We start from the raw sequence: 21,795 nt of genomic DNA on the forward strand, positions 1-21,795 counted from the left end.
AGTGCTTGAATGCAAAGCCTGCGGACGAGCCGACGGCTTGCGGGATACGGGCTTGTTCCCGCCCGTGGCGAACGGCAGCCTGTCCGGCTCACCGAAACTTCGTGAGAAGCGTTCCTGGGACAATCTCAAGTGGCGCCGCATGGCGGCATGGGCGGCCCTGAGATCACCGGCCGCGATCGCGTCACGCACGGCCCTGTGTTCGTCGAGCGCCTGACGCCAGGTGCCGGCATTCTCGAAATAGTTGGCAAGGTGCTCGAAATAGGGGTTTATGCGCTGGTCGAACAGGCGCCCGATGAGATGGACGAGTACCTCGTTCTCCAGAATCGCAGCAATCGTGACATGAAACTCCCGATCGAGCGCAACGAGTTCCTCGTTCGGCCCGCGGCACCGATCCATTCCGGTGAGCACTCTGTCGAGTTCCTCGATATGTTCCGGCTGCGCAGCAATCGCCGCTTCGGCCGCAATGGCAGCTTCGACGATCTCCCTCGCCCGCAATGTCTCGAAGGGTCCTTCGGGCGGGTTCCCCTCATCGAGCCGAGTGGCGGACCGGCTGGACGTGCCGATAACGGAGATGCCGGACCCGACATCGATACGGATGAGGCCTTCGACCTCGAGCGCAATCAATGCTTCCCGGACGCTCGGCCGGGACACGCCGAGGCTTTCCGCGAGCTCACGCTCCGTCGGCAACCGGCCTCCAACCGGAAATTCGCCAGCATTGATCAGGTCGCGCAATTGATCGGCGATCTGCCGATAGAGCCGGCGCGGCCGAATCGCCTTCAGCGGCACTCCCCTCTCCTGTAGCCGTTTCCCCTCATCGAAGCCGATTGCTGATCGGCTCTCTTCTTGGTCAACTGGTCAGGCCAATTGACCAGACGAGGAAAAACGAAAGGTGAGGTCGTGTCAAGACGCGATGTCGGCCTCGCTGTACGAACCGCTGCCCGTGCCGGAGCACTATTCCATCTCGGGCATTACACGAGGGAATCGAGCAGCACCCTCGCATCGTGCAGATCGCGCGTGTCGAGAGCTCGAGCGAACCAGCGGCAGATCGGAAGAAGGAGATTACGCGCCTGCTCTCGCCTGTCTTGATCGCACCAGAGGCGTGCAAGACTTGTGGCAGCACGCAGTTCCCATGATCGGGCGCCCTGCCTGCCAGCCACCGCCAGTGCCTGGCAGAAGCATCTTTCCGCTTCCTGGTTCTCACCCCTATTCTGGACAAGCATGAGCTCACCCCGAATTCGATGAAGTTCCGCCTCGATCCAGCTCACACCCGTCCGCTCAGACCGTTCTAGGGCATCGCTCACCAGTCCGAGGCCGGCGACGGCATCGCCAGAACGTCCGGTTGCATCGGCGAGCAGTCCCAGGAAGTAGGGCGACCACATCTCGGCTCCTGTCGCCCAGTAATCGGCAAGTCCTTGCTTCATCTGATCGATACCGTCCGCCGTGAGCCCACTGTCGGCGAGTGCCCAGCCGCTTATGACGGTGCCTGCAGCTCGATACAGGGGAAAGCCTTGTTCGGCTCCCAGCCGCATGACGGCCTTGGCCCGCTGCTCCGCACTCCTTCGTTCCCGAAGAAGTTGACGGAAGATGCAGCCCCAGGCCAGTGCGACGGCTTCTGTCGCGGGGTAGTTCAGCTCGTGGACGAGAGCCGGCACCTCGCCGTCGCGCGCGAGCGCCTGTTCAGGATGCCCAAGGATAAAATACAGGTGAGAGAGCCACGACAAGGACATCACACGGGAGTCGATAGCGTAGACGACGGCCGAACGGCGGTCTCGTACTGGATCATACAGGGACAACGCCGTCTCGAAGGCGTCACGGCTCTCGGCAAAGCGCCCGAACTGGCTCAATGCCGAACCGATCATCCGGTATCCCGTGAGTTGGGCACTGACATCACCGTGATCCTTGCCCCGATTCAGAAGCTCCTGTGCAACCTTGTAAGCATCATCAATCTCCGCTCGCTGGAAGTGAAACACGGATCGACCATAGAGGACCGGAAAGAGCTCAGGCACGTCGCCCAACTCGAGGCAGAGTTCGCGCGCCCGTGCGTAGGCTCGTCCGGTTTCCTCTGCCGCGAATCCTTTCCGGGCAATCGACGCCTGCCCGAGAGCCAGTTGCAGGCGTAGTTCTATCCGCTGACGCGCGGGCCCGGCCGGAAGTGCGGCTAGCACTTTGAGGCCATGCGTCAGGTGTGCAACGGCCTCGGTCATCGCGCAACGCGCCAGTGCCTGTTGCCCTGCTTTCAACCAGTATTCGGCGGCTTTTTCAGCGAGACCAGCATCGGCACTGTGCCGTGCAAGGACCTCGGGCTCCGCTTCTGCAACACCGGAGAAACGCTTCTCCAGCACGCGGACGATGCTCGCATGCAGCTGCTGACGTTGAGCCTTGAGCAGGCTCTCATGGGCGGCATCACGCAGCAATGCATGCTTGAACCTGTAACTTGCCTCGGGAGGTTTGCCGTCGCTGAAGATCAACTCGGCTGCGGCAAGCCGATCCAGAGCGACGTGCAACTCTGCCTCGAGCAGCGGCGAAACTGCAGCAAGAAGCGGATAGGGAAACTCTCGGCCGATACAGGATGCCACCTGCGCAACCGCTTTGGCCCCCGGAACCCGGTCCAGGCGAGCCATCAGGGAGGCATGGAGTGAAGGCGGAACGATCTGTGGCCCTGTTGCCCCGGCTTCCAAGACTGCCTTCGTGAGCTCCTCGATGAACAGTGGCACGCCATCTGTTCGCGCTGCGATCTCCCTCATGACTTCGGGAGGCAGGCTCGTGTCGCCGGCCACCCCCGACGCGACCGCTTTGGTCGCATCCCGGCTCAGGCGCTCGAGAACGAGCCGGGTCACATGCTGAGATTTTCCTAGCACGGGCTGATTGTCGGGCCGGCTGGTGATCAGAATCAGCACGCGCGCATCGATGATCCGATCGAGCGCTTGTCCGATGAGTTCGAGCGTGGTGGGATCAATCCAATGCGCATCCTCCACGACCATCAGCACCGGCTGACGCTGCGCAAGCCCGAGGAGCTGTTCCACGAGCGCAGTCAATGTGCGGGCGCGCCTCTGCGTCGGGGTAAGATCCTCGATCGCGTCCGCATTCGCGTCGATCCCGAGCAGCGCACCAACGAGCGGCACAGCGTCGGCGCAATCGTCTCTGCCCTGACGCAGCAATGCTTCGAGTTTGCCGATCTTCGTTGTCTCGGTATCGTCAGGCTCAAGGCCGGCAGCAAAGCCGAGTTGCTGAATCACCGGCCAGAGGGCGGTCCCGGTATGGTGGGGTGAGCACTGGTAGCGAAGCCTCGTGTGCCGATGTCTCGATACCGCGTCGAACGTGGCCTGCACGAGCCGGGACTTGCCGATACCTGCTTCGCCGAGCAGGAGCACTGCCTGGCCCTCGCCGCGCTGTGCCTGCCGCCACCGCTCGAGTACGAGTGCCAGTTCCCGATCACGACCGATCATGGGCATCGGCTGACCGGACCGACGGGCATCGAACCGGCTCTCGGCCGGCCGACGGCGGAGCACCTGATGTCCGCTCACCGCTTGATCGAACCCTTTGAGCCGGAGCGGTCCGAGATTCCGAATCTCGAACATCTCCCCGATGAGGCGGCGTGTAGCATCGGCGATCACCACGGCACCGGGCGCCGCCACCTCCTGCAGTCTCGCCGCCAGGTTCGGCGTCTCGCCGACCACAGCCTCCTCGCGTGCCGCGCCTTCGCCAATCAGATCTCCCACGACCACGAGGCCGGTTGCGATTCCGATCCGCGCCGCCAGCCGTCCTCCGGAAATCGTGTCGAGCCGACCAACGGCGTCGGCGATCGTCAGACCTGCCTCGACTGCGCGCTCGGCATCGTCCTCATCGGCATGGGGCCAACCGAAATAAGCCAGCACGCCGTCCCCCATCAGCTTCGCAACGTGCCCCTGGACGCGCGCGACCTCACCCGTGACGGTGTTCTGATAGGTGCGCAGGATCTCTCGCATGTCCTCCGGATCGAGACGCGACGCGAGCATGGTCGAGCCGACCAGATCGACGAACATGACGGTCAGCTGACGCCGCTCGGCCGACGATTCGACCGATCCAGGCTTGGAGAGATTCGAAGGCCGTGTTGGTGGCTGCGCGAGTTGCTCGGCCAAGGCCGAGATGGCAGCCAGAAGCCGCTTGCGGTGGCCGAGCGATATGACGCCGAGGTCGCGCAGGTCGCGCTCGACCAGGGTCGGCAAGAGTGCCAGGTCGATATCGTTGTCGCGGAACGCCTGCTCGTACTGGCCGAGCCCGAGACCGTTCAGCCATTCCGCTATGCTGGTCGCATCCCCATGCCACAATTCCACATGCTGCCGCTTTTACTCTACACCAGATTTGCGGGATTGACCTTACGACAATGACGTGCCCGCACTCATCGTGCACTGGAAAGAACGGGCGGATCCACCTCGTCATCGCGAGCCGCGGGCGAAGCAATCCGGGAGCGCACCCGTCGACGGGTAGATTGCTTCACTTCGTTCGCAATGACGGTGAGCGTCAGAGGGCGGGCGGTGCAGAGCCGGGACCGGCATGAACTCGCAATGACGAAGAGGGTCTAAGGGCGGGAGGTGCAGGGCCGGAACCGGAGTAGCGCCGGACCCGCTGCCGTCATTGCGGGCCACAGTCATCCAGCTTGATGCGGACCCACTGCCGTCCTTGCGAGCCGCGGGGGTGATGCACTGCCCGTCCCATCGCACCCCCGTCCTTGCGAGCCGGAGTCCGTACGCACAACCCATTACGACACACCACGTCCTTGCGAGTCGCAGGCGAAGCAATCTACCCGTCGACGGATGCGCTCCTGGATGGCTTTCCTCCACTCGCAATGACGAAGAGGGTTTGAGAAAGGGAAGCGCATTTCCGGGAATGGCACTACGACAATCGAAGCAGAACCGTGGCTCTCCTCTCTTCACCTCTCAATTCACCGTCGGCGAAATCCTGAATTCCAGAATATCCCTACGTGCGCGGAGCGATGCAGCGAGCCGTTCGAGGTTTTCCTTCGCGACGGTCTTGATGATCATGCGATACTCGAACACGGCGCCGTTTTCGCCCAGGCGGTAGCTCATATTCGAGATCGTGAAGTGATGGTCCTCGATGAGCCTGCGCACCTCAGGTTCGGTCAGCGTCTCGTCCTTGCGGAATCGAAGCAGGTGCTGGGCGTAGAACTGCGTGGGCATCCGGGCTTCGACAAGTCGGAAGAGCGAAAGCGTGACGAGCGTGATCGCCGTCGCGGCGATTGCCGGATAGTAGAATCCCACGCCGAACAGAATTCCCAAGGCGGACGTGACCCAGATCGAGGCTGCGGTCGTCAATCCACGAACTGAGAAATTCTCCTTGAAGATCACCCCGGCTCCGAGAAAGCCGATGCCCGTCATGATTCCCTGCGCCATGCGGGTCGGATCCGTTCGAACCGTCTCCAGGGGAACGCTGCCGATCCATTCCCATTGATACACGGTGACGAGCATCAGCAGAGCCGAGGCCACACAGACCAGTGCGTGCGTGCGGAAGCCGGCCGGACGGCCATGGAAGCTCCGCTCCAGACCGATGAGGCTCCCGGCCACCCAGGCGCTCCCGAGATGAACCGCGATATCGATGTATTCCTGACGCATGCACTTTTCCTAATACCAGACCGGTGATGCTGGGCCCTCCCCTCGGCGTTTCAAGAGCGGGAAAGTGCAGCATGGGCGATCACGCAACTGTGCCCCTCCCCGTGTCTTCGCGCCTGCAGGTCCATCTGATACCCTGACATTGGAGACGGCTTGCTCCATTCCAGGCCATCACGAGCTCCGGCTCGAACGCGAGACTCTCCCATGTCTCCTCGCGCAGCCTTGCTGTCATTGGCGACGGCCGTTCCGCCCCATTTCCTGGAGCAGAAGGACATCGCCGCGGCTGCGCGCAAGGTTCTGGCCGGGCAGTTCGGCGATTTCGACAGGGTCGAGCAGGTCTTCGAGACCGCGGGCGTAATTCGGCGGCATGCCGTCCGCCCTCTGGACTGGTATCTCGAGCCCCATGGCTGGCCCGATCGCACGGACGTCTATCTAAAATGTGCCGGCGATCTGTTCGAGGAAGCCGCGCGCCAGGCACTCGCCCAGGCAGGGCTGGCCGGGCGTGATGTCGACATCGTCGTCACGGTCTCGTCGACCGGAATTGCGACGCCGAGCCTCGATGCACGGCTCCTCGACCGGCTCGCCTTTCGAGAGGATATCGCCCGCATCCCGGTTTTCGGGCTGGGCTGCGCGGCGGGCGTCTCGGGCCTCGCGCTTGCGGCGCGCCTGGCAGTGGGCTCGCCCGGCGCCGTCGTCCTGCTCGTAGCCGTGGAGCTGTGCACGCTCGCCGTGCGGCCCGACAAGTTGACGGCTGCGAACGTCGTCTCTACGGCCCTCTTTGCCGATGGCGCCGCCGCCCTCGTGCTGCAGGCTGGCACAACCGGGTTCGCAACGGTCGCGGGCGCCGGCGAGCACACTTGGAGGAACACGCTCGACATCATGGGCTGGGACGTGGATCCGGAAGGCTTCGGGGTCATTCTCGCCCGTGCGTTGCCGCCCTTTGCCGAGACGCATCTCGGCCCGGCCCTGGCGTCCCTTCTCGATCGCATTGCCATCGCACCCTCCACTATCGACCGCTACGTGTGCCATCCGGGCGGCCCCAAGATCATCACGGCCTTCGAGCAGGTATTGCAACTGCCTCCAGGGTCGCTCGATGCGGAGCGCGCGGTGCTGGCGACCCACGGCAACATGTCCGCGCCGACGGTCCTGTTCGTGCTCGAACGGGTGCTGCGTGCCGGCCTTCCGGAGCGCAGCCTCCTGATCGCCATGGGGCCGGGCTTCACGCTCAGCTCCGTTTGTCTGGACCGGAGCTAGTGAAAGCAGGTTTGATTCTGCCCCCGCGTCCTTCACGCCTCAAGAAGGGCGTTGTCGTCGCGACCGTCATCGTCGCTCTCTATGGCGTGCTGGCCTATGCCGCTCTGCCCTGGGCCTGGACCCATTACGAGCACCAGCGCGGCTTGGAAGGGCTCCCGATGGTGACGCGGACCGCGCAGGACATCCCGGGCGATCCGCTCAATGTCGGCCTTGTGGGATCGCGAGAGGACATCGCCCGCGCGATGCTCGCGGCGGGCTGGTCTCCGGCCGACCCGATCACGTGGCGAACGAGCCTGGAAATCGCCGGCAGCGTGCTGCTCGACCGTCCCTATCCGGATGCCCCGGTGAGCCCGCTCTTCTATCTCGGCCGACGGGAGGATCTCGCCTACGAGAAGGAGATCGGATCGAGCGCCGACCGCCGTCATCACGTCCGCTTCTGGAAAACCCTGGATAGCGGCGAGGAAGGCCGGCCTGTCTGGCTCGGATCGGCGACCTTGGACCGGAGCGCGGGCCTGAGCCATTACACGGGCCAGATCACCCATCACATCGCGCCCGATCTCGACGCCGAACGCGATCTCCTGATCAGCGATCTCGTCGGAGCCGGGATGGTCACCACGCTCTATCAGGTCTCCGGCATTGGGCCGACCCTGAACGGCCGCAACGGCGGAGGCGACCGCTACTACACGGACGGAGAGATCCACATGGCGGTGCTCGTGGTAGACGGGCAGAAGACCAAGCAGGTCCCGACTGAACTGCCGAGCCCCGGATTCGTCTCGCTCAAGGATGCGCTCTGGGAGCAGGGAGCGAACAGCTTGAAGAAATGATTGGACGAGTTCGGCCCATGCGACGAAACGGTCCTCGCCTGCGGACCGGCACTTACTCGAGGCGAAGATAGTGCGCGATCCCGATCAGCGATGTCGAGCATCCATCGCCATTCCGCTTTGCAGGTCTTTCTCGGGATCCACATCGCGGCGGGCTCCGGCGCGAGTCCCTGTCAGCCAACCCGAGAGCCGATCCAGATAGAGATAGATCACCGGCGTCGTGAACAGGGTGAGAGCCTGGCTCACGACGAGCCCGCCCACCATGGCAAAGCCCAGGGGCTGACGGATCTCGGCGCCCGTGCCGGCACCGATCATGAGCGGCACGCCGCTGAGAATGGCAGCCATGGTAGTCATCATGATCGGCCGGAACCGCAGCAGGCACGCCTGCCGGATCGATTCCTCGGGCGAAAGGCCCTGCTCGCGTTCCGCGTGGATGGCGAAATCCACCAGCATGATGCCGTTTTTCTTCACGATGCCGATCAGGAGGATCACCCCGATCAGCGCGATGAGGCTGAAGTCGAACCCGAATATCATCAGAGTCGCGAGCGCACCGAGGCCGGCTGATGGCAGCGTCGAAAGGATCGTCAGCGGATGGATGTAGCTCTCGTAGAGCACGCCGAGGATCACATAGATGACGACGAGCGCCGCCGCGATCAGATACGGCGTCGACGCGATCGATTGCTGGAAGGCCTGTGCGTTGCCCTGGAAGCTCCCCACGAGAGCCGCAGGCGTCTGCATCTCCTGTCGCGCCCGCTCGATCGCATCGGTCGCCTGGCCGAGGGCAATTCCCGGAGCGAGGTTGAAGCTGATGGTCACGGCCGGGAACTGGCCTTGATGATTCACGGAAAGAGGCGCGACGGGACGCGTGGTCCATCTCGCAAAGGCAGCGAGCGGCACCTGCTGACCGGTGAGCGGCGAGCGCAGATAGAGGCGATTCAGGATGTCCGGATCGCCCTGCATTTCGGGCAGAACCTCCAGCACCACATGGTAGCTGTTGAGCTGCGTGAAATATTGCGCGACCTGCCGTTGCCCGAAGGCATCGTAGAGCGTGTCGTCGACGAGTTGCGGATCGAAGCCGAAACGCGCAGCTTGGTCGCGATTGATCTCGATGGTGAGCGTGCCGCCGTTCGTCTGCTGATCCGTGGCGACGTCCTGAAGCTCGGGCAGTTGCCGGAAGCGGGCGAGCAGCTTCGGCGCCCATTCGTCCAGCTCGGTGAGATCGGCATCCTGAAGCGTATATTGATACTGCGTGCGTGTGGGGCGCCCGCCCACGCTGATATCCTGTGCTGCCTGCAGGAACAAAGCCGCGCCCTGCACCTTTGCGAGTTGCGGGCGCAGGCGGTTGATGATCTCGCTCGCGGAGGCCTGCCGTTCGCTGCGCGGCTTCAGGGCGATGAAGATGCGCCCGTTATTGAGGCTCTGCCCGCCGCCGGTGCCGGCCGACATGGCAACCGTTGCGACATCCGGATCGCGCGCCACGATGGCGCCGAAGGCCTGCTGGATCCGCAGCATGTCCCGGAAAGACACGTCCTGTGCGGCTTCGGAGGTGCCGGTGATCAGCCCAGTGTCCTGCTGCGGGAAGAAGCCTTTCGGAATCGCAATGAAGAGCAGCACCGAGGCTGCGGCCGTCGCTGCGAATACGAGAAGTGTCAGGAACCGGTGCCGCAGCACCACGTCGAGGCCGCGCGTGTAGCCGTTCAGAAGCCCGTCGAAGAATCGCTCGGTCAGCTGATAAAGCCTGCCATGGCGGGCATGCTTCTCGTCCTTAAGAAAGCGCGACGCCATCATCGGCGTGAGCGTCAGCGACACGAGCGCGGAGACCGCGATTGCCATCGTCACCGTGACGGCGAATTCGCGGAAGAGACGCCCCATCACGCCGCCCATCAGGAGCAGCGGAATGAACACCGCCACCAGTGAGAGGCTGATCGACACGATGGTGAAGCCGATCTCTCCGGCACCCTTCAACGCGGCCTCCATGGGCCGCATGCCGTCTTCCACGTGGCGGACGATGTTCTCGATCATCACGATGGCGTCGTCGACCACGAAGCCGACCGCAATCGTCAGCGCCATGAGGGACAGGTTGTCGAGGCTGTAGCCCAGGACATACATGAGCGCCGCGGTGCCGAGGAGTGCCAGCGGAACCGTCACGCTCGGGATGAGAGTCGCCCAGAGGGTTCTGAGGAACAGGAAGATCACCATCACGACAAGCGCGACCGTCAGGAGCAGCGTGAACTGCACGTCCGTCACCGAGGCGCGGATCGTCTGCGTCCGATCGCTGAGGATATCGACCTTGACGCTCGGCGGCAGCGCCGCTTCCAGCCGCGGCAGCTCGGCCTTGATCCTGTCGACCGTGTCGATGACGTTGGCGCCCGGCTGCTTGAAGACGATCAGGAGAACCGCGCGCCGGCCGTTGGCCCAGGCTGCCTTCCGGAGATCTTCAGGGCCGTCGATAGCCTGCCCGATATCCCGGATCCGCACCGGCGCCCCGTTCCGATAGGCGACGATCACGTCGTTCCACGGCTCCGCGGCCGTGAGCTGATCATTGTCGTAGATCGTGAAGGAGCGTGTCGCGCCGTCGACACTGCCTTTCGGGCTGTCCACCGTCGAAACGCCGATCTTCGCGCGCACGTCCTCGAGCGACAGCCCCTTGGCTGCGAGGCGTGCGGGATCGATCTGCACGCGCACGGCCGGTTTCTGCTCGCCGCCGATATTCACCTGCGCGACGCCCGCCATCTGGCTGATGTGCTGGGCGAGCTTGGTATCGGCCTGGTCATCCACCTCCGTCATGGGCAGCGTGTCCGATCCCACGCCGATGATCAGGATCGGCGCGTCCGCCGGATTGACTTTCCGGTAGACCGGCGCATTCGGCAGGTTCTTCGGAAGCTGGCCGCTCGCGGAGTTGATCGCCGCCTGGATGTCCTGCGCGGCCGCATCGATGTTCCGGTTGAGCTCGAACTGGACCGTCACGCTCACCGTCCCGAGCGAGCTCGTCGAAGTGAGCTGGGTCACGCCGGGGATCTGGGCGAATTGCCGCTCGAGCGGTTGAGCGACCGAGGACGCCATCGTCGCAGGGCTCGCTCCCGGGAGCGACGCGCTGACCTGGATCGTCGGGAAATCGACCTGCGGCAAGGGCGCAACGGGCAGGAACGGGTATGCCACGAGACCCAGGAAAAGGATCCCGAACATGAGGAGCGAGGTCCCGATCGGCCGCCGGATGAAGGGCCCCGAAACACCTGTGCGGCCCATGAAGTCGACAGGTGCGTTCCGTCCGCCCGACATGATCGACCCCATCAATCCCTGACGGTGTTTCGCGGTTTCGCATCGCCGATGGCCGCTGTCATCGGGGCCCCGTCAGTGACCACCTGAACCCTGGTATCCGGCTGGAGCCGGTACTGGCCGGCCGTGACGACCCGCTCGCCCTCGCCCAGCCCCTGCTCCAAGACCGCGACGCCCTGCGTGATGGGACCGATCGCAATGTGCCGGAGTTCGACCGTGTCGTCCGGTCTCACGACGTAAACCGAAAGCCCGTCCTGCGTGCGCTGCACGGCGTCGGCCGGCATCGTCAGGGCGTCCATGGTCTCGAGGAGGACGCGCACGCTCACCGACTGGCCGGGCCAGAGCGCATTGTCCCTGTTGTCGAAAGTTGCCTTGAGCTTGATCGTCCCGGTTGCCTGGTCGACCTCGTTGTTGATCAGCGCGAGCGATCCCTGTTCCAGCACGGTCTTGCCGTCCTGTCCGAGCGCCCAGACCGTGGCAGGGCCCGCGGCAGCCGCCTTCCGAAGTGCGGGCAAATCCTGCTCGGGCAGCGTGAACAGGGCCGAGATCGGCTGAATCTGCGCGATGGTGACGATGCCGCCCGGATCCGTCGCGCGCACGATGTTGCCCTGGTCGACGGACCGGAGCCCTGTCCTTCCGTCGATCGGCGAGCGGATCGTGGTGTAGCCGAGCTGAGTGCGGGCGTTATCGATCTGCGCCTGATCGCCCTGAATCTGCGCATTCAGCTGATTGACCATCGCCTGCTGGGTGTCGAGCTGCTGCTTGGAGGCAAAGCTGCGGGTCGCCAGCTCCTTGTAGCGCTCCAAATCGAGCTTGGCATTGGCGAGCTGGGCCTCGTCCTGCGCCTTCTTGGCGCTCGCCTGGTCGAGTGCCGCCTGAAAGGGCCGCGGATCGATCTGGACGAGCAGATCCCCCTCCTTGACGCTCTGCCCCTCCTGAAAGGCGATCTTCTGCACCTCTCCATCGACGCGGGACCGGACCGTGACCGTGTTGTAGGCCTGAACCGAGCCGAGCCCGACGGCATAGAGCGGGACATTGGCACGGGCGACGCTCGCCACCTGGACGGGGGCCGCCGGAGGAGCACTGGCCTGCCGGGGGGCAGGCCGGCCGGCATAGGCATGTTCCAGCACCCACCACCCACCGAGGACTGCAACGGCCAACAAGAGAACAGCCGCCGCGAGTCGAACGGGACCGCGGTGTCGTGTCCGGGAATAGCCTGAGGCTTCTGCCATATGCCACCGAAGTCGGAACCGAGCGACGTTACGCCGACTGGCGTCCGCCCATGGAGAAGATTCGGTTCCGCGGGTCATATAAGGCTTCGGTCGGCGCGCCCTAGAACGCAAGTGTCACACCCTCGTGAAGTCGTCGCAGCCCGGTCCCGAGAGGCAGCCGTCAAGCTTCGAGCAAAGCCATCAAGCAACAGAGGCCAATAGAGCATGATCGTGTTCGCACGGGTACATGAGCAGCCCACCTGTCCTCGACATCGAGCTTCCGTTATCGTGCTCGCTTGCGGAGAGGTGTTGCGCTTTCGGCCTCTCCGACATGGGAGCGATCCGAATTCGAGGCACTGGATAGCCCATGAATGCCAGTCTCCTACTCCTCGCCTTCGTGACGCTGCAAAGAGGCGGTGAATTGATCTGGGCGCAGCGCAACACGCGCCGCCTGAAAGCGCGCGGCGCCGTGGAGGTCGCGCCGGGCCATTATCCGCTGATCGTCGCCGTCCACGCCGCTTGGCTCCTCGGCCTGTGGTGGCTGGCCTGGGATCGCCCCCTCTCCATCGTCTGGGCTGGCGTGTATATCGCCCTGCAGATCATCCGTTTCTGGATTCTGGCGACTCTCGGCGAGCGCTGGACGACGCGGATCATCGTGCTGGCGGATGCCCCCCTGGTGCGCGCGGGTCCCTATCACTTCGTCGATCATCCGAACTACCTCGTCGTCGCTGCGGAAATCGCGGTGCTGCCGCTGGCTTTCGGACTGGTGGGCTACGCCGTCCTGTTCTCGATCCTCAACGCGCTCGTCCTGATAATCCGGGTTCGAGCCGAGAACACGGCCTTGCGCGGGCAACGCCGACCGGCTGCGGCATAGCCCATGAGCTCGGCAGTAGCAGCGGAGGAACGGGTCCCGGTCGCCACCTGGATCGGCTTCTCCGCCATGGGCCTCGGGATGTTCATGGCGATCCTGGACATCCAGGTCGTCGCGACCTCGCTGCCGACGATTCGCGAGGCTCTCGGTATTGCTCCGGAGCAGATGAGCTGGGTCCAAACCGCCTATCTCATCGCCGAGGTGATTGCGATTCCGCTCACGGGCTGGCTCACCCGGATGCTCACCATGCGCGGGCTGTTCACGGCCGCCGTAGCGATTTTCACTGCGGCATCGATCGGGTGCGCATCGAGCATGGGCTTCGCGGAGCTGACCGCGTGGCGCGTCGTGCAGGGCTTTGCGGGCGGCACCCTGATCCCGCTCGTTTTCACGGCCGTCTTCGTGATCTTTCCGAAACGGGTCGAGCCAGTGGCGACGACGATCGCGGGCGTGCTTGCAGTGCTGGCGCCGACGCTCGGTCCGGTAGTCGGCGGCTGGATTACGCAGACCTGGTCCTGGCACTGGCTGTTCCTGATCAACGTGATCCCCGGCATTTTCGCTTGCCTGGCCGGCTGGCTGCATCTGCCGCGGGAGCGCCCGGATTTTGCGCTCGCGACCTCCGTCGATCTCCTCGCGCTTCTTGCCATCGCGCTCTCCCTCGCCGCGCTCGAGATCGGCCTCAAGGAGGCGCCGAAGCGCGGATGGTCATCACCGGTGAGTCTTGCGCTCTTCGCCCTCTGCATCGCGGGCTGCATCCTGTTCGTGAGGCGCTCCCTGCAGGCGCCCTTTCCGGTCGTGAACCTCCGCACCCTGCGTGACCGGCGTCTCGCCATCGGCTGCGTGCTGAGCTTTCTGACCGGCGTCGGCCTCTACGGCTCGATTTATCTCATGCCGGTCTTTCTTGCCTTCGTGCGCGACCACGGCCCGTTGCGCATCGGCGAGATCATGCTCGTGACCGGCATCGCGCAACTCGTCGCGGCGCCTCTCGTGATTCAGGCGGAGCGCCGCGTAGACGCGGCGACGCTCACCGTCATCGGCTTCGTCGCCTTCGGTATCGGCCTCGGCCTGAGCGCATTCGAGACCCGCGAGACGGATTTCGACGAGATGTTCTGGCCGCAGGCGATCCGCGGCATTGCGATTATGCTCTGCCTGCTCCCGCCGACACGCGTGGCCCTCGGCCACCTGCCGCCTGATCGCGTGCCCGATGCGAGCAGCCTGTTCAACCTGATGCGCAACCTCGGCGGCGCCATCGGCATCGCGTGGATCGACACAATCATCTGGACCCGCGCCCCGGTTCATGCGGGGCGCGTTCTCGACCGGTTGCGCATGGGCGATCTGGAAGCGGCGCGCGGCATCGGCATTCCCGACATGTACCTGTCGGGCCCGTTGCCCTCGCTGGACAGCCCGCTCGTTCAGGCCTTTCTGAAGCCGCTGCTCGAAAAGGCCGGACTCGTCGCGGCGATCAACGAGGCTTGGGCCATGATCGCCGCTATCGTGCTCGTCGGCGCGCCGCTTCTGATCCTGTCGGGTGTGGGGCGAAACGTCGGCGTCGCGGCAGCCTCGAAGACGTAACACGTAGCCAGGCCCTACTCCGTCTTTGCGAGCCGCTGGCGTGCTGCACAGTCTGCTCCGCCGCACTTCCGCCATTGCGAGTTTGGCTGCAGGCCGCCGCCATCGTCACGGCCGCCAAATAGGCTACTATTCTCCGGAGCGCAGGCTGAGTTTTACGAGTGATCGGGTGCAAATCCGACTCTCCGAGGCCGAGAAGTCACGCGTTACGTCCGCGTGTAGGCTGAAGGCTCCGGCTCGACCAAGCCTCAAGGCGGCGAACGAGCAAGGCAGACGGATATCCCACTGCAAAATACAGGACCGCTGTGATCGTGTAGATGGTAAAGTACTGATAGTTCCTGGCCGCAATGATCTGCCCGGTGAACATCAGCTCTTGAACGGTCACGACCGAGGCAAGAGCCGTGTCCTTGAACAAGGCGATGAGATAGTTTCCGAGCGCAGGAACGACGATCCGGAATGCCTGCGGCAGGATCACTTTGCGGAACGTGAGTGATGGCCCCAGGCCGAGGCTCAGAGCGGCCTCACGCTGCCCGCGCGGAATTGCGGCGATGCCGCTTCGGTAAACCTCGCTCATATACGCCGTGTAGTTCAGCGTGAGCCCGATAATGGCGGCACTGAACGGCTCGAGCCGGATGCCGATGCTTGGCAGCACATAGTAAATATAGACGAGCTGCAGTATCAGCGGCGTGGCACGGACAACCTCGACGAAGAGGTCGGCAGGCCAGCGCAGCCAGCGACGCGGCGACATCCTCGCCAGCGCCACTGGGATTGCGAGCACCCCGGCCAGGACAATCACGATGCTCGTCAGCATCGTCGTGATCATGAGACCCCGCAGGAGCACCCACCGGTACTCCCAAACGACTGATGGATCGAACAGCGTCATTACTGGCCGGGATGAACGCGACGCCTACAGGGGGAAGAAGAACAGGTTGCGGTTGGAGAGACCGTATTTCTTCAGGATGTAAGACACGTTGCCGTTGCCCCGAACTTCGGCGAGGGCCTGGGTGTAGGCCGCGCGCAGGCTGCAATCCTCCTTACGGAGTGCGTAGCGTGCATAGCCATAGCCGTACTTGAAGATGAGTTCGTCCGGAACCTCGACATTCGGCACGATCTCGATCGGAGCACTCTTGTTCGCGCTGAGATACTCCAGAACCTTGACGTCATCCTCGAGGATGGCATCGACGCGCGCTGTGCTGATGCCAGCAAACTCCTCCGCGTCTGTCTGGAATGCGGTGACCTCGACGCCGATCTTGCGGAGATACTCGTCTGCGGCCGATCCCGCGATCGCGCCGATCTTCTTCCCCTTGAGGCTGTCGAAGCTCGTGAGCTTCAACGGATTGCCCTTCTGAACGACGATCGCGGGACCATACCACCAGGCCGGCCCTGTAAAGGAGACAGCCTTGAGGCGATCGGGCGTAATGTGGATGTTCGAGGCAACCACGTCGACACGTTTGGCGAGCATCGCTGAGATGAGTTGGCCGAACGGCATCACCTCGTATCTGATCTTGTTGATGCCTATCCACTTCAGAGCTGCCTCGTGGATCTCGACATCGAGGCCCGACGCCTTGTTGGACCCTGGATCCAGAGACGAATAGGGCGGGGACGGCGAGATGCCCAAAGTAATGCCGTTCTGCTTTGCGCTTGTAAGCGAGGGATCGCCGCAATTCTCGAAAAGCGGCTGCGCCTCGTTCTGGAAGTCCTGAGCCATGGCCATACTGGTCGCAGCGAGGAAGACGCCAACTAGCAGGGTTCTGAGCATGCTCTCCTCCTATGTCGGATTGACATGGCATAGGCGGCGCCGATGGAGCTGAAACAGGGTTTTAGGAGTTCAACGGCGCAGCAGCCCCAACCGATACCGCTCGAAAAGTATGGTCCACTGGGGTGTGACTGTCCACAACACCGTGGTCGACGGTCCAATATGAGTAGCGATGGCACGCCAAAAGATGCGGTGGTACAGACCGGCTAGTAGTCTGTGGTAAGGCGGTAGTATCGCCAGACCGGAAGCGAGCCGACGCGCCCATTCCATGCTGATGGACAACACTCGTGCTGGAGAGCACTGATGTCTTTGACTCCGGTCCCACGCCCGAGCCCGACCGAGGCGCCATCCTGGAAACGGCGCCATGCTGAAGGACATCAATCCGATCCTGTCTCCTGAGCATCCTGCGCTCGATGGGTCAGGGCGATGAGATCATCATTGCGGATGCCAACTTCCCCTCAGCATCCCTGGCGCAGCGTCTGATCTGCCTCATCGGCCTGACCGCCACCGCGGTTGCGGATGCCTTGCTCGCGGTCATGCCCCTCGACGACTTCGCACCGGAAGCAGCCTGGCGCATGGAAGTGGTCGGCGATCCGGAGGCCGAACAGCCGATCTTCGATGCGTTCCGCCGGATGATCGCGGATCGGGAGGGAACACGCTTTCACCTCGCCGCGCTCGAACGGTTCGCGTTCTACGAGCGTGTGCGCAGCGCTTTCGCGGCCGTCGCGACAGCGGGCCGCCGTCAAACGAGATCACAAGCGGCAACTGACGAGGCGTTATCCTCTAAGGTACTGGTGTCGGAGTGAGGGACTGACCCAGCCCTCGCACCTGATCGCCAAAATTTTCGCGCGTCCGCGGATCGACAATCGCGACCGGGGCCGAGACGACAACTCCCGCGGCCCGTCCGACCGACGACGCGATGCCGGTCGTGGCTCCAACGATCACGTCGCCCAAACCGACCCGCGAGTCGGTCAGAACCTGCCCGCCCGCGAGCTGCCTCCCGAGGATCTGGACGACCTCGGGGCTCGTCGCGAACTTGCTGTGATTCAGGCTGTCGCCCGCTTTCAGCTCGGTGAGATTGATGACCGTGATATCCGCCTGCCTCATCTCGCTGAGATAGGGTTCCGCATCGGGATCGATGGCACCGAGCCGCACGGCATCACCCCAGACTCGGCGCGACACGGCGAGCGCGCGGTCGTCCTGCGAGACCAGGAGCGTGAAGTTCGGACGGTCTCGGCCCATGTCCCTCACGGCCTCGCGGGCGAGGTCCACGTCGACGTCGGGCGCCGCCAGGATCACGTTGCGGATCTTGGGCGCAACGCGCCCGTCGCGGATGGCCATCTGGCGCAGGGCCTCAAGGGTCGCGACGTTGCCCATGGAATGCGCGAGGATGGAGATCTCGCCGACGGAAGGGTCGCTCGCGAGAGACTTCAGCACGCTCTCGAGTGCATTGCGCGACCAGGTGCTGCTTTCGCGGTCGTAGCCATAGGCCAGGATGCTGCCGCGGGACGGCCACGTGAAGAGCACGGGAACCACCGGCGCATGGGAATCGTGGACGATCTGGGCGAAGCGGAAGACGGCATCCTCGAAGCGGTTGTTGAAGCCGTGGATGAAGACGAGCACGCGCCGCTTCGGAGCTCTCGCGACGGCCCGATTGAACCAGGCCAGCGCCTGCTTCCGATCGATGACATCCGCCTTCAGGGCGACGAACTCGGTCGCGGGATTGCCCGGAACCCTGCTCGGCCACTGGACCTCACCGACCTGCCTCGCTGTGTCCGGCGGGATCGAGACCGTGATGTTCGCAAAGGACAGCCCCCGGCCACGATCTCCGGAGAACATGTCAGGAGGCGAGGCCATTTCCCGCGTTGTCGCGACCAGCATGTCGACCTGGCTCGTTCCCGGAGCCTTCGCCGCCACCGGAACGAGCACGCCCTCGAGCGTGGAACATGCGCCGACGGTGAGCGCGAGGGTGAGGCAGGCGCAGAGCTTGAGGAGACCTGAGGTCATGACGGGTCCGGCCGGGATTCGGAGCGGACCTCCCTATCATGCGTTTGCGCACACGGCGATTCTCTTCGGGTGCCGCCACCGACGACCCGGCTGCGCCGATGCCCCGCGAGAGGCTCGCGCCGAAGGCGGCCCGTCCACGGACAATTGCTCATCGGGACCTTTTCGCGCGATCAACCGCCCTTCACGGCGCCGGCCGTCAGCCCGGCCACAATCTGGCGTTGTGCGACGACGGTGAGCACGAGAACCGGCAAGGTCACGATCAAGGCAGCGGCGGCGAGCGGCCCCCAGCTCAACTGCTCGAAGGACAACATGTTGTAGACCGCGACCGGCAGGGTGCGGGTCTCGCGCCCGGCCAGCACGACGCCGAAGATGAAATTGTTCCAGGAGAAGATCACCGCCAGGATGAAGGCGACCGTGATGCCGGGCCGGGCAATCGGCAACGCCACATAGCGGAATACGTCCCACCGGCTGGCGCCATCGATGACAGCAGCCTCCTCGAGCTCGATGGGCGTCGACTCGAAATAGCCGATCATGATCCAGATGACGATCGGGACCGTGATGACGAGATGCGCGATGATCTGCGGCACCAGGGTTCCCATCAGCCCCAGCCACTGGAAGAGGAGGAAGAGGGGGATGAGATAGGACAGGCCCGGTGTCATGCGCGCGATCAGCACAACGATAGCGGACTTCGTGGCCCGCATGCGGGCGATTCCATAGCCGGCCGGAACTCCGACCAGGAGGGCAAGTGTGGTCGCCGCGCCGGTGACGATCAGGCTGTTGACGAAGTAAAGCCCGAAGCGGTTTGACTCGAACACTCCGACATAGTTCTTCCAGGCGAAGCGTTCGGGGATGAGGATCGGCGGATAAGCCGCGTTGTCGACCTCGAACTTGAGCGAGAGCGAGATCATCCAGAGGAAGAACAGCACGGCCGGCGAGACCAGCACGAGGGCCGCGAACCACAGGCCGAGCGTATCGAGCACCTTTCGCATGCTCATGCCGCTTTTACGTCCGTCCACTTCGTCCGCTGGCGAAGATGAAGCATGAGGAGCGACAGCGCGATGACGAGGGCGAAGAACACCACGGCGATCGCCGAGCCGTAGCCGACGTCGTAATACGCGAAGGCGACGCTGTACAGGTAAAGGTTGATGGTTTCCGAGGCCGTGCCGGGCCCGCCCTGCGTGATCGCGTAGATGATGTCGAAGCTCTTCAGGGCGTCGATGGTGCGGATGATCACCGCTACCATCAGGAACGGCGCGATCATCGGCAAGGTGATGTAACGAAAACGCTGGAGCGCGTTCGCGCCGTCGAGAGCCGCGCTCTCGTAGGGTTCGGCCGGAATCGCTGCGAGGCCGCCGAGCACAATCAGCATGACGAGCGGCGTCCACTGCCAGGTCTCGACGAGCACCAGTGATGGGATCACCGTCGCCGGATGGAAAACCCAGGCTTGCGGCCCGATGCCGACGAGCGAGAGAAGGTAGTTCAAAACGCCGAGCTGCGGATGGAACATCATCGTCCAGACGAGCGCGATCGCGACGGGCGTCGCCATCATGGGCATGACGAACAATCCGCGCAGGAAGCCTCTGAACGGCAGGCGCGCGTTGAAGACCAGGGCCGCCAGAGTGCCGAGGATCAGTGGCAGCACGACGGCCAGAAAGGTATAGACGAGCGTGTGGCCGATCGATGCGATGAAGCGCTCGTCCGTCGTCAGGCGCGCATAGTTCGCGAGGCCGATGAAGCGGCGAGCGCCGCCCACTGTCCATTCGTGCAGGCTCATCCAGACCGTGAACGCCCACGGAAAGACGATGACCGATCCCACGACCGCGATCGCGGGGATCACGAAGGGCCAGTAGGAGCCGAGCCGGCGTGCACCCTCGGCGGGTGCCGGCTCGGCGACCGAGCCACGATGGCGTTCAACCATGGTGCTCATGGATGAGCACCATCGCGCCGTCCCATCCGATCATCAAGCCTTTTCGCTGCGCTCGAGGATCGGCCTGAACTGTTCCGTCGCCTTCTTCATCTCGGCGGCGGGATCCCCTCCCGCGAGGAGATTGGTGAGGCCGATCCCGATGATGTCACGGAACTCGGTGACCGGCTGGACGACAGGAAGGCCGAGCTTGCTGATCTTGCCGGATTCCACCACCGCATCGAGCCATTCCGCCGGCATCTTCACGCCCTTGCGGACTTCCGGATCGCTCAGGATGGACTGGCGGAACGGAACGCCGCCCCCGGCCTGCAGCAGACGGGCACCCATCAGTTTCGAGATCGCCCACTGGCAATAGAGGTAGGCCGCCTCCTTGTTCTTGCTCGCGGAGGTGACGCCGATGCCGTCCCCGAAGGTCGCCGAAGCGTGAGCCTTCGGCCCGCGCGGCATCACGCCGTAGCCAACCTTGCCGACGACCCGCGACTTCTCCGGATCCTCCAGCGGGGGCGCGAAGCCGACGCCGTCGAGCCACATGCCGATTTTCCCCTGCAGGAAGGCCGACTGGCATTCCGACCAGTTGAAGCCGGCGACGCCTTGCGGAGCCGCCTTGGTGAGGAGACGCTGGTAGAGCCGGGCCGCCTCGATGGCCTCCGGCGAATCCGTCATCAGATTGCCGTTGGCATCCACGGGATCGACGCCGTAGCCGAGGAGGAAACTCGTCCAGACCGGGACATTGGCGTTCTTCAGGCCGCGCGCGACGAAGCCGTAGGTGCCCGCCTTCGGGTCGGTGAGGGCTTCCGCTACCTTTACCATGTCGTCGAAGGTCTGCGGATAGGCGAGCCCCTTCTTCGCGAAGAGATCCTTGTTCCAGTACAGCATCCAGTAATCGACCGAGAACGGCAGCGACAGCATCTGGCCTTGCGGGTTTTTGGCGTAGAGCAGGCCGGCTTGCGAGAAATCGCTTTCGGTGAGGCTGGCATCCGTCAGTTCCGGGTTCTTCATGAACGGGCCGATATCGGCGAGCCAGCCGGCCTTCTCGAACTGACGCTTCTGTACATGGTAGCTGATGTGAATGACGTCGAAGCTCGGACTTCCGGAGTTCAACTCGATGACGGCCTTCTGGCGCTGCTGCTGCTCCGGGATCTGCTCGGACGAGACTTCGATTCCCGTCAGATCGGTAAACTCCTTCTCGTATTTCTGCAGTGTATCGCCACGCGGACTCTTGATGAGATTCACGCCGATTTTCGTGCCGGCATATTTCTTCCAGTTCACATCGGCGAAAGCAGGCCTGATGCCGCCGAAGCCATATGCGGCAGCGGTAACAGCCGCCGTGCTCGCAAGGAATGTGCGTCGGGTGAGTGCGTTCAGCGTCTTCGCCATTCTGGGTTCCTTCCTGCTTCAGGGAGCCATCTTGTTCGGGCTGCTCTCGGTGCTTGCAACGGATTAAGCACCATGTAACATGTCAGTGTCAACGCGGCAGTATCGTCGATCGCACCTCTGATACGC

Annotated in this window: 16 protein-coding genes; 5 read left to right on the forward strand and 11 right to left on the reverse strand. The window is 63.8% G+C overall.

Features of this window, described 5'->3' with window-relative positions:
- From BN1233_RS23420 to BN1233_RS23430, 3 genes are all read right to left on the reverse strand, one after another.
- A partial coding sequence (locus BN1233_RS23420; protein WP_048708405.1) for a FadR/GntR family transcriptional regulator occupies positions 1-786 on the reverse strand: 786 nt, incomplete at its 3' end.
- A 182-nt stretch (positions 787-968) separates the two neighbouring features.
- Positions 969-4,313: an ATP-binding protein gene (locus BN1233_RS23425; protein WP_082145614.1), complete on the reverse strand. Its 3,345-nt coding sequence runs from the start codon at positions 4,311-4,313 to the stop codon at positions 969-971.
- Positions 4,314-4,916: 603 nt separating this feature from the next.
- Positions 4,917-5,609, reverse strand: coding sequence for an MgtC/SapB family protein (locus BN1233_RS23430; RefSeq protein WP_046866017.1), 693 nt, complete (start codon positions 5,607-5,609; stop codon positions 4,917-4,919).
- 201 nt (positions 5,610-5,810) lie between these two features.
- On the opposite strand from BN1233_RS23430, the gene BN1233_RS23435 reads away from it, so the two are divergent.
- Both BN1233_RS23435 and BN1233_RS23440 read left to right on the forward strand, forming a co-directional pair.
- Positions 5,811-6,860: a type III polyketide synthase gene (locus BN1233_RS23435; RefSeq protein ID WP_046866018.1), complete on the forward strand. Its 1,050-nt coding sequence runs from the start codon at positions 5,811-5,813 to the stop codon at positions 6,858-6,860.
- The gene (locus tag BN1233_RS23440) at positions 6,860-7,684 is read left to right on the forward strand and encodes an LssY C-terminal domain-containing protein (RefSeq protein ID WP_187144355.1); all 825 of its coding nucleotides are present in this window, start codon (positions 6,860-6,862) and stop codon (positions 7,682-7,684) included. Before BN1233_RS23435 ends, BN1233_RS23440 begins: the two co-directional genes overlap by 1 nt.
- Before the next feature lie 84 nt (positions 7,685-7,768).
- Here the strand turns inward: BN1233_RS23440 and BN1233_RS23445 are convergent, their stop codons facing one another.
- The gene (locus tag BN1233_RS23445; RefSeq protein ID WP_046866193.1) at positions 7,769-10,927 is read right to left on the reverse strand and encodes a multidrug efflux RND transporter permease subunit; all 3,159 of its coding nucleotides are present in this window, start codon (positions 10,925-10,927) and stop codon (positions 7,769-7,771) included.
- 44 nt (positions 10,928-10,971) lie between these two features.
- On the reverse strand, positions 10,972-12,117 hold the full coding sequence (locus BN1233_RS23450; RefSeq protein WP_244470766.1) for an efflux RND transporter periplasmic adaptor subunit: 1,146 nt from the start codon (positions 12,115-12,117) through the stop codon (positions 10,972-10,974).
- A gap of 418 nt (positions 12,118-12,535) precedes the next feature.
- Here BN1233_RS23450 and BN1233_RS23455 point away from each other — a divergent pair, with 418 nt between their 5' ends.
- Positions 12,536-13,042: an isoprenylcysteine carboxyl methyltransferase family protein gene (locus BN1233_RS23455; RefSeq protein WP_046866020.1), complete on the forward strand. Its 507-nt coding sequence runs from the start codon at positions 12,536-12,538 to the stop codon at positions 13,040-13,042.
- 3 nt (positions 13,043-13,045) lie between these two features.
- Positions 13,046-14,608 carry a DHA2 family efflux MFS transporter permease subunit gene (locus BN1233_RS23460; protein WP_046866021.1) on the forward strand — a complete coding sequence of 521 codons (1,563 nt, stop codon included), beginning with the start codon at positions 13,046-13,048 and terminating at the stop codon, positions 14,606-14,608.
- A 196-nt stretch (positions 14,609-14,804) separates the two neighbouring features.
- On the opposite strand, the gene BN1233_RS23465 is transcribed toward BN1233_RS23460, so the two are convergent.
- Both BN1233_RS23465 and BN1233_RS23470 read right to left on the reverse strand, forming a co-directional pair.
- Positions 14,805-15,446, reverse strand: a complete 642-nt coding sequence (locus tag BN1233_RS23465) for an amino acid ABC transporter permease (RefSeq protein ID WP_244470767.1) — start codon at positions 15,444-15,446, stop codon at positions 14,805-14,807.
- Positions 15,447-15,512: 66 nt separating this feature from the next.
- Positions 15,513-16,364, reverse strand: a complete 852-nt coding sequence (locus BN1233_RS23470) for a transporter substrate-binding domain-containing protein (RefSeq protein ID WP_046866023.1) — start codon at positions 16,362-16,364, stop codon at positions 15,513-15,515.
- Between the two features lie 377 nt (positions 16,365-16,741).
- Between BN1233_RS23470 and BN1233_RS23475 the strand changes: the two genes are divergently transcribed.
- Positions 16,742-17,167: an RbsD/FucU family protein gene (locus tag BN1233_RS23475; RefSeq protein ID WP_280139407.1), complete on the forward strand. Its 426-nt coding sequence runs from the start codon at positions 16,742-16,744 to the stop codon at positions 17,165-17,167.
- Here the strand turns inward: BN1233_RS23475 and BN1233_RS23480 are convergent.
- From BN1233_RS23480 to BN1233_RS23495, 4 genes are all read right to left on the reverse strand, one after another.
- Positions 17,145-18,368: an alpha/beta hydrolase gene (locus tag BN1233_RS23480; protein WP_046866024.1), complete on the reverse strand. Its 1,224-nt coding sequence runs from the start codon at positions 18,366-18,368 to the stop codon at positions 17,145-17,147. The two genes, BN1233_RS23475 and BN1233_RS23480, sit on opposite strands and share 23 nt — an antisense overlap.
- 170 nt (positions 18,369-18,538) lie before the next feature.
- Positions 18,539-19,363 carry a carbohydrate ABC transporter permease gene (locus BN1233_RS23485; RefSeq protein ID WP_046866025.1) on the reverse strand — a complete coding sequence of 275 codons (825 nt, stop codon included), beginning with the start codon at positions 19,361-19,363 and terminating at the stop codon, positions 18,539-18,541.
- Entirely contained in the window at positions 19,360-20,286 is a 927-nt protein-coding gene (locus tag BN1233_RS23490; protein WP_425311742.1) for a carbohydrate ABC transporter permease, read from the reverse strand. The genes BN1233_RS23485 and BN1233_RS23490 overlap by 4 nt, the downstream gene beginning before the upstream one ends.
- A gap of 42 nt (positions 20,287-20,328) precedes the next feature.
- Positions 20,329-21,669, reverse strand: coding sequence for an ABC transporter substrate-binding protein (locus tag BN1233_RS23495; RefSeq protein ID WP_046866027.1), 1,341 nt, complete (start codon positions 21,667-21,669; stop codon positions 20,329-20,331).
- Positions 21,670-21,795 lie beyond the last annotated feature (126 nt).

The sequence above is a fragment of the Microvirga massiliensis genome, from assembly GCF_001006805.1.
GTDB classification, from domain to species: Bacteria; Pseudomonadota; Alphaproteobacteria; order Rhizobiales; family Beijerinckiaceae; genus Microvirga; species Microvirga massiliensis.

Excerpts from the sequence above, each read along its gene's own strand:
- BN1233_RS23430 (WP_046866017.1), bottom strand. The coding sequence starts at position 5,609 with ATGCGTCAGGAATACATCGATATCGCGGTTCATCTCGGGAGCGCCTGG.
- BN1233_RS23435 (WP_046866018.1), top strand. The coding sequence starts at position 5,811 with ATGTCTCCTCGCGCAGCCTTGCTGTCATTGGCGACGGCCGTTCCGCCC.
- BN1233_RS23445 (WP_046866193.1), bottom strand. The coding sequence starts at position 10,927 with ATGGGCCGCACAGGTGTTTCGGGGCCCTTCATCCGGCGGCCGATCGGG.
- BN1233_RS23455 (WP_046866020.1), top strand. The coding sequence starts at position 12,536 with ATGAATGCCAGTCTCCTACTCCTCGCCTTCGTGACGCTGCAAAGAGGC.
- BN1233_RS23460 (WP_046866021.1), top strand. The coding sequence starts at position 13,046 with ATGAGCTCGGCAGTAGCAGCGGAGGAACGGGTCCCGGTCGCCACCTGG.
- BN1233_RS23470 (WP_046866023.1), bottom strand. The coding sequence starts at position 16,364 with ATGCTCAGAACCCTGCTAGTTGGCGTCTTCCTCGCTGCGACCAGTATG.
- BN1233_RS23480 (WP_046866024.1), bottom strand. The coding sequence starts at position 18,368 with ATGACCTCAGGTCTCCTCAAGCTCTGCGCCTGCCTCACCCTCGCGCTC.
- BN1233_RS23485 (WP_046866025.1), bottom strand. The coding sequence starts at position 19,363 with ATGAGCATGCGAAAGGTGCTCGATACGCTCGGCCTGTGGTTCGCGGCC.
- BN1233_RS23490 (WP_425311742.1), bottom strand. The coding sequence starts at position 20,286 with ATGGTTGAACGCCATCGTGGCTCGGTCGCCGAGCCGGCACCCGCCGAG.
- BN1233_RS23495 (WP_046866027.1), bottom strand. The coding sequence starts at position 21,669 with ATGGCGAAGACGCTGAACGCACTCACCCGACGCACATTCCTTGCGAGC.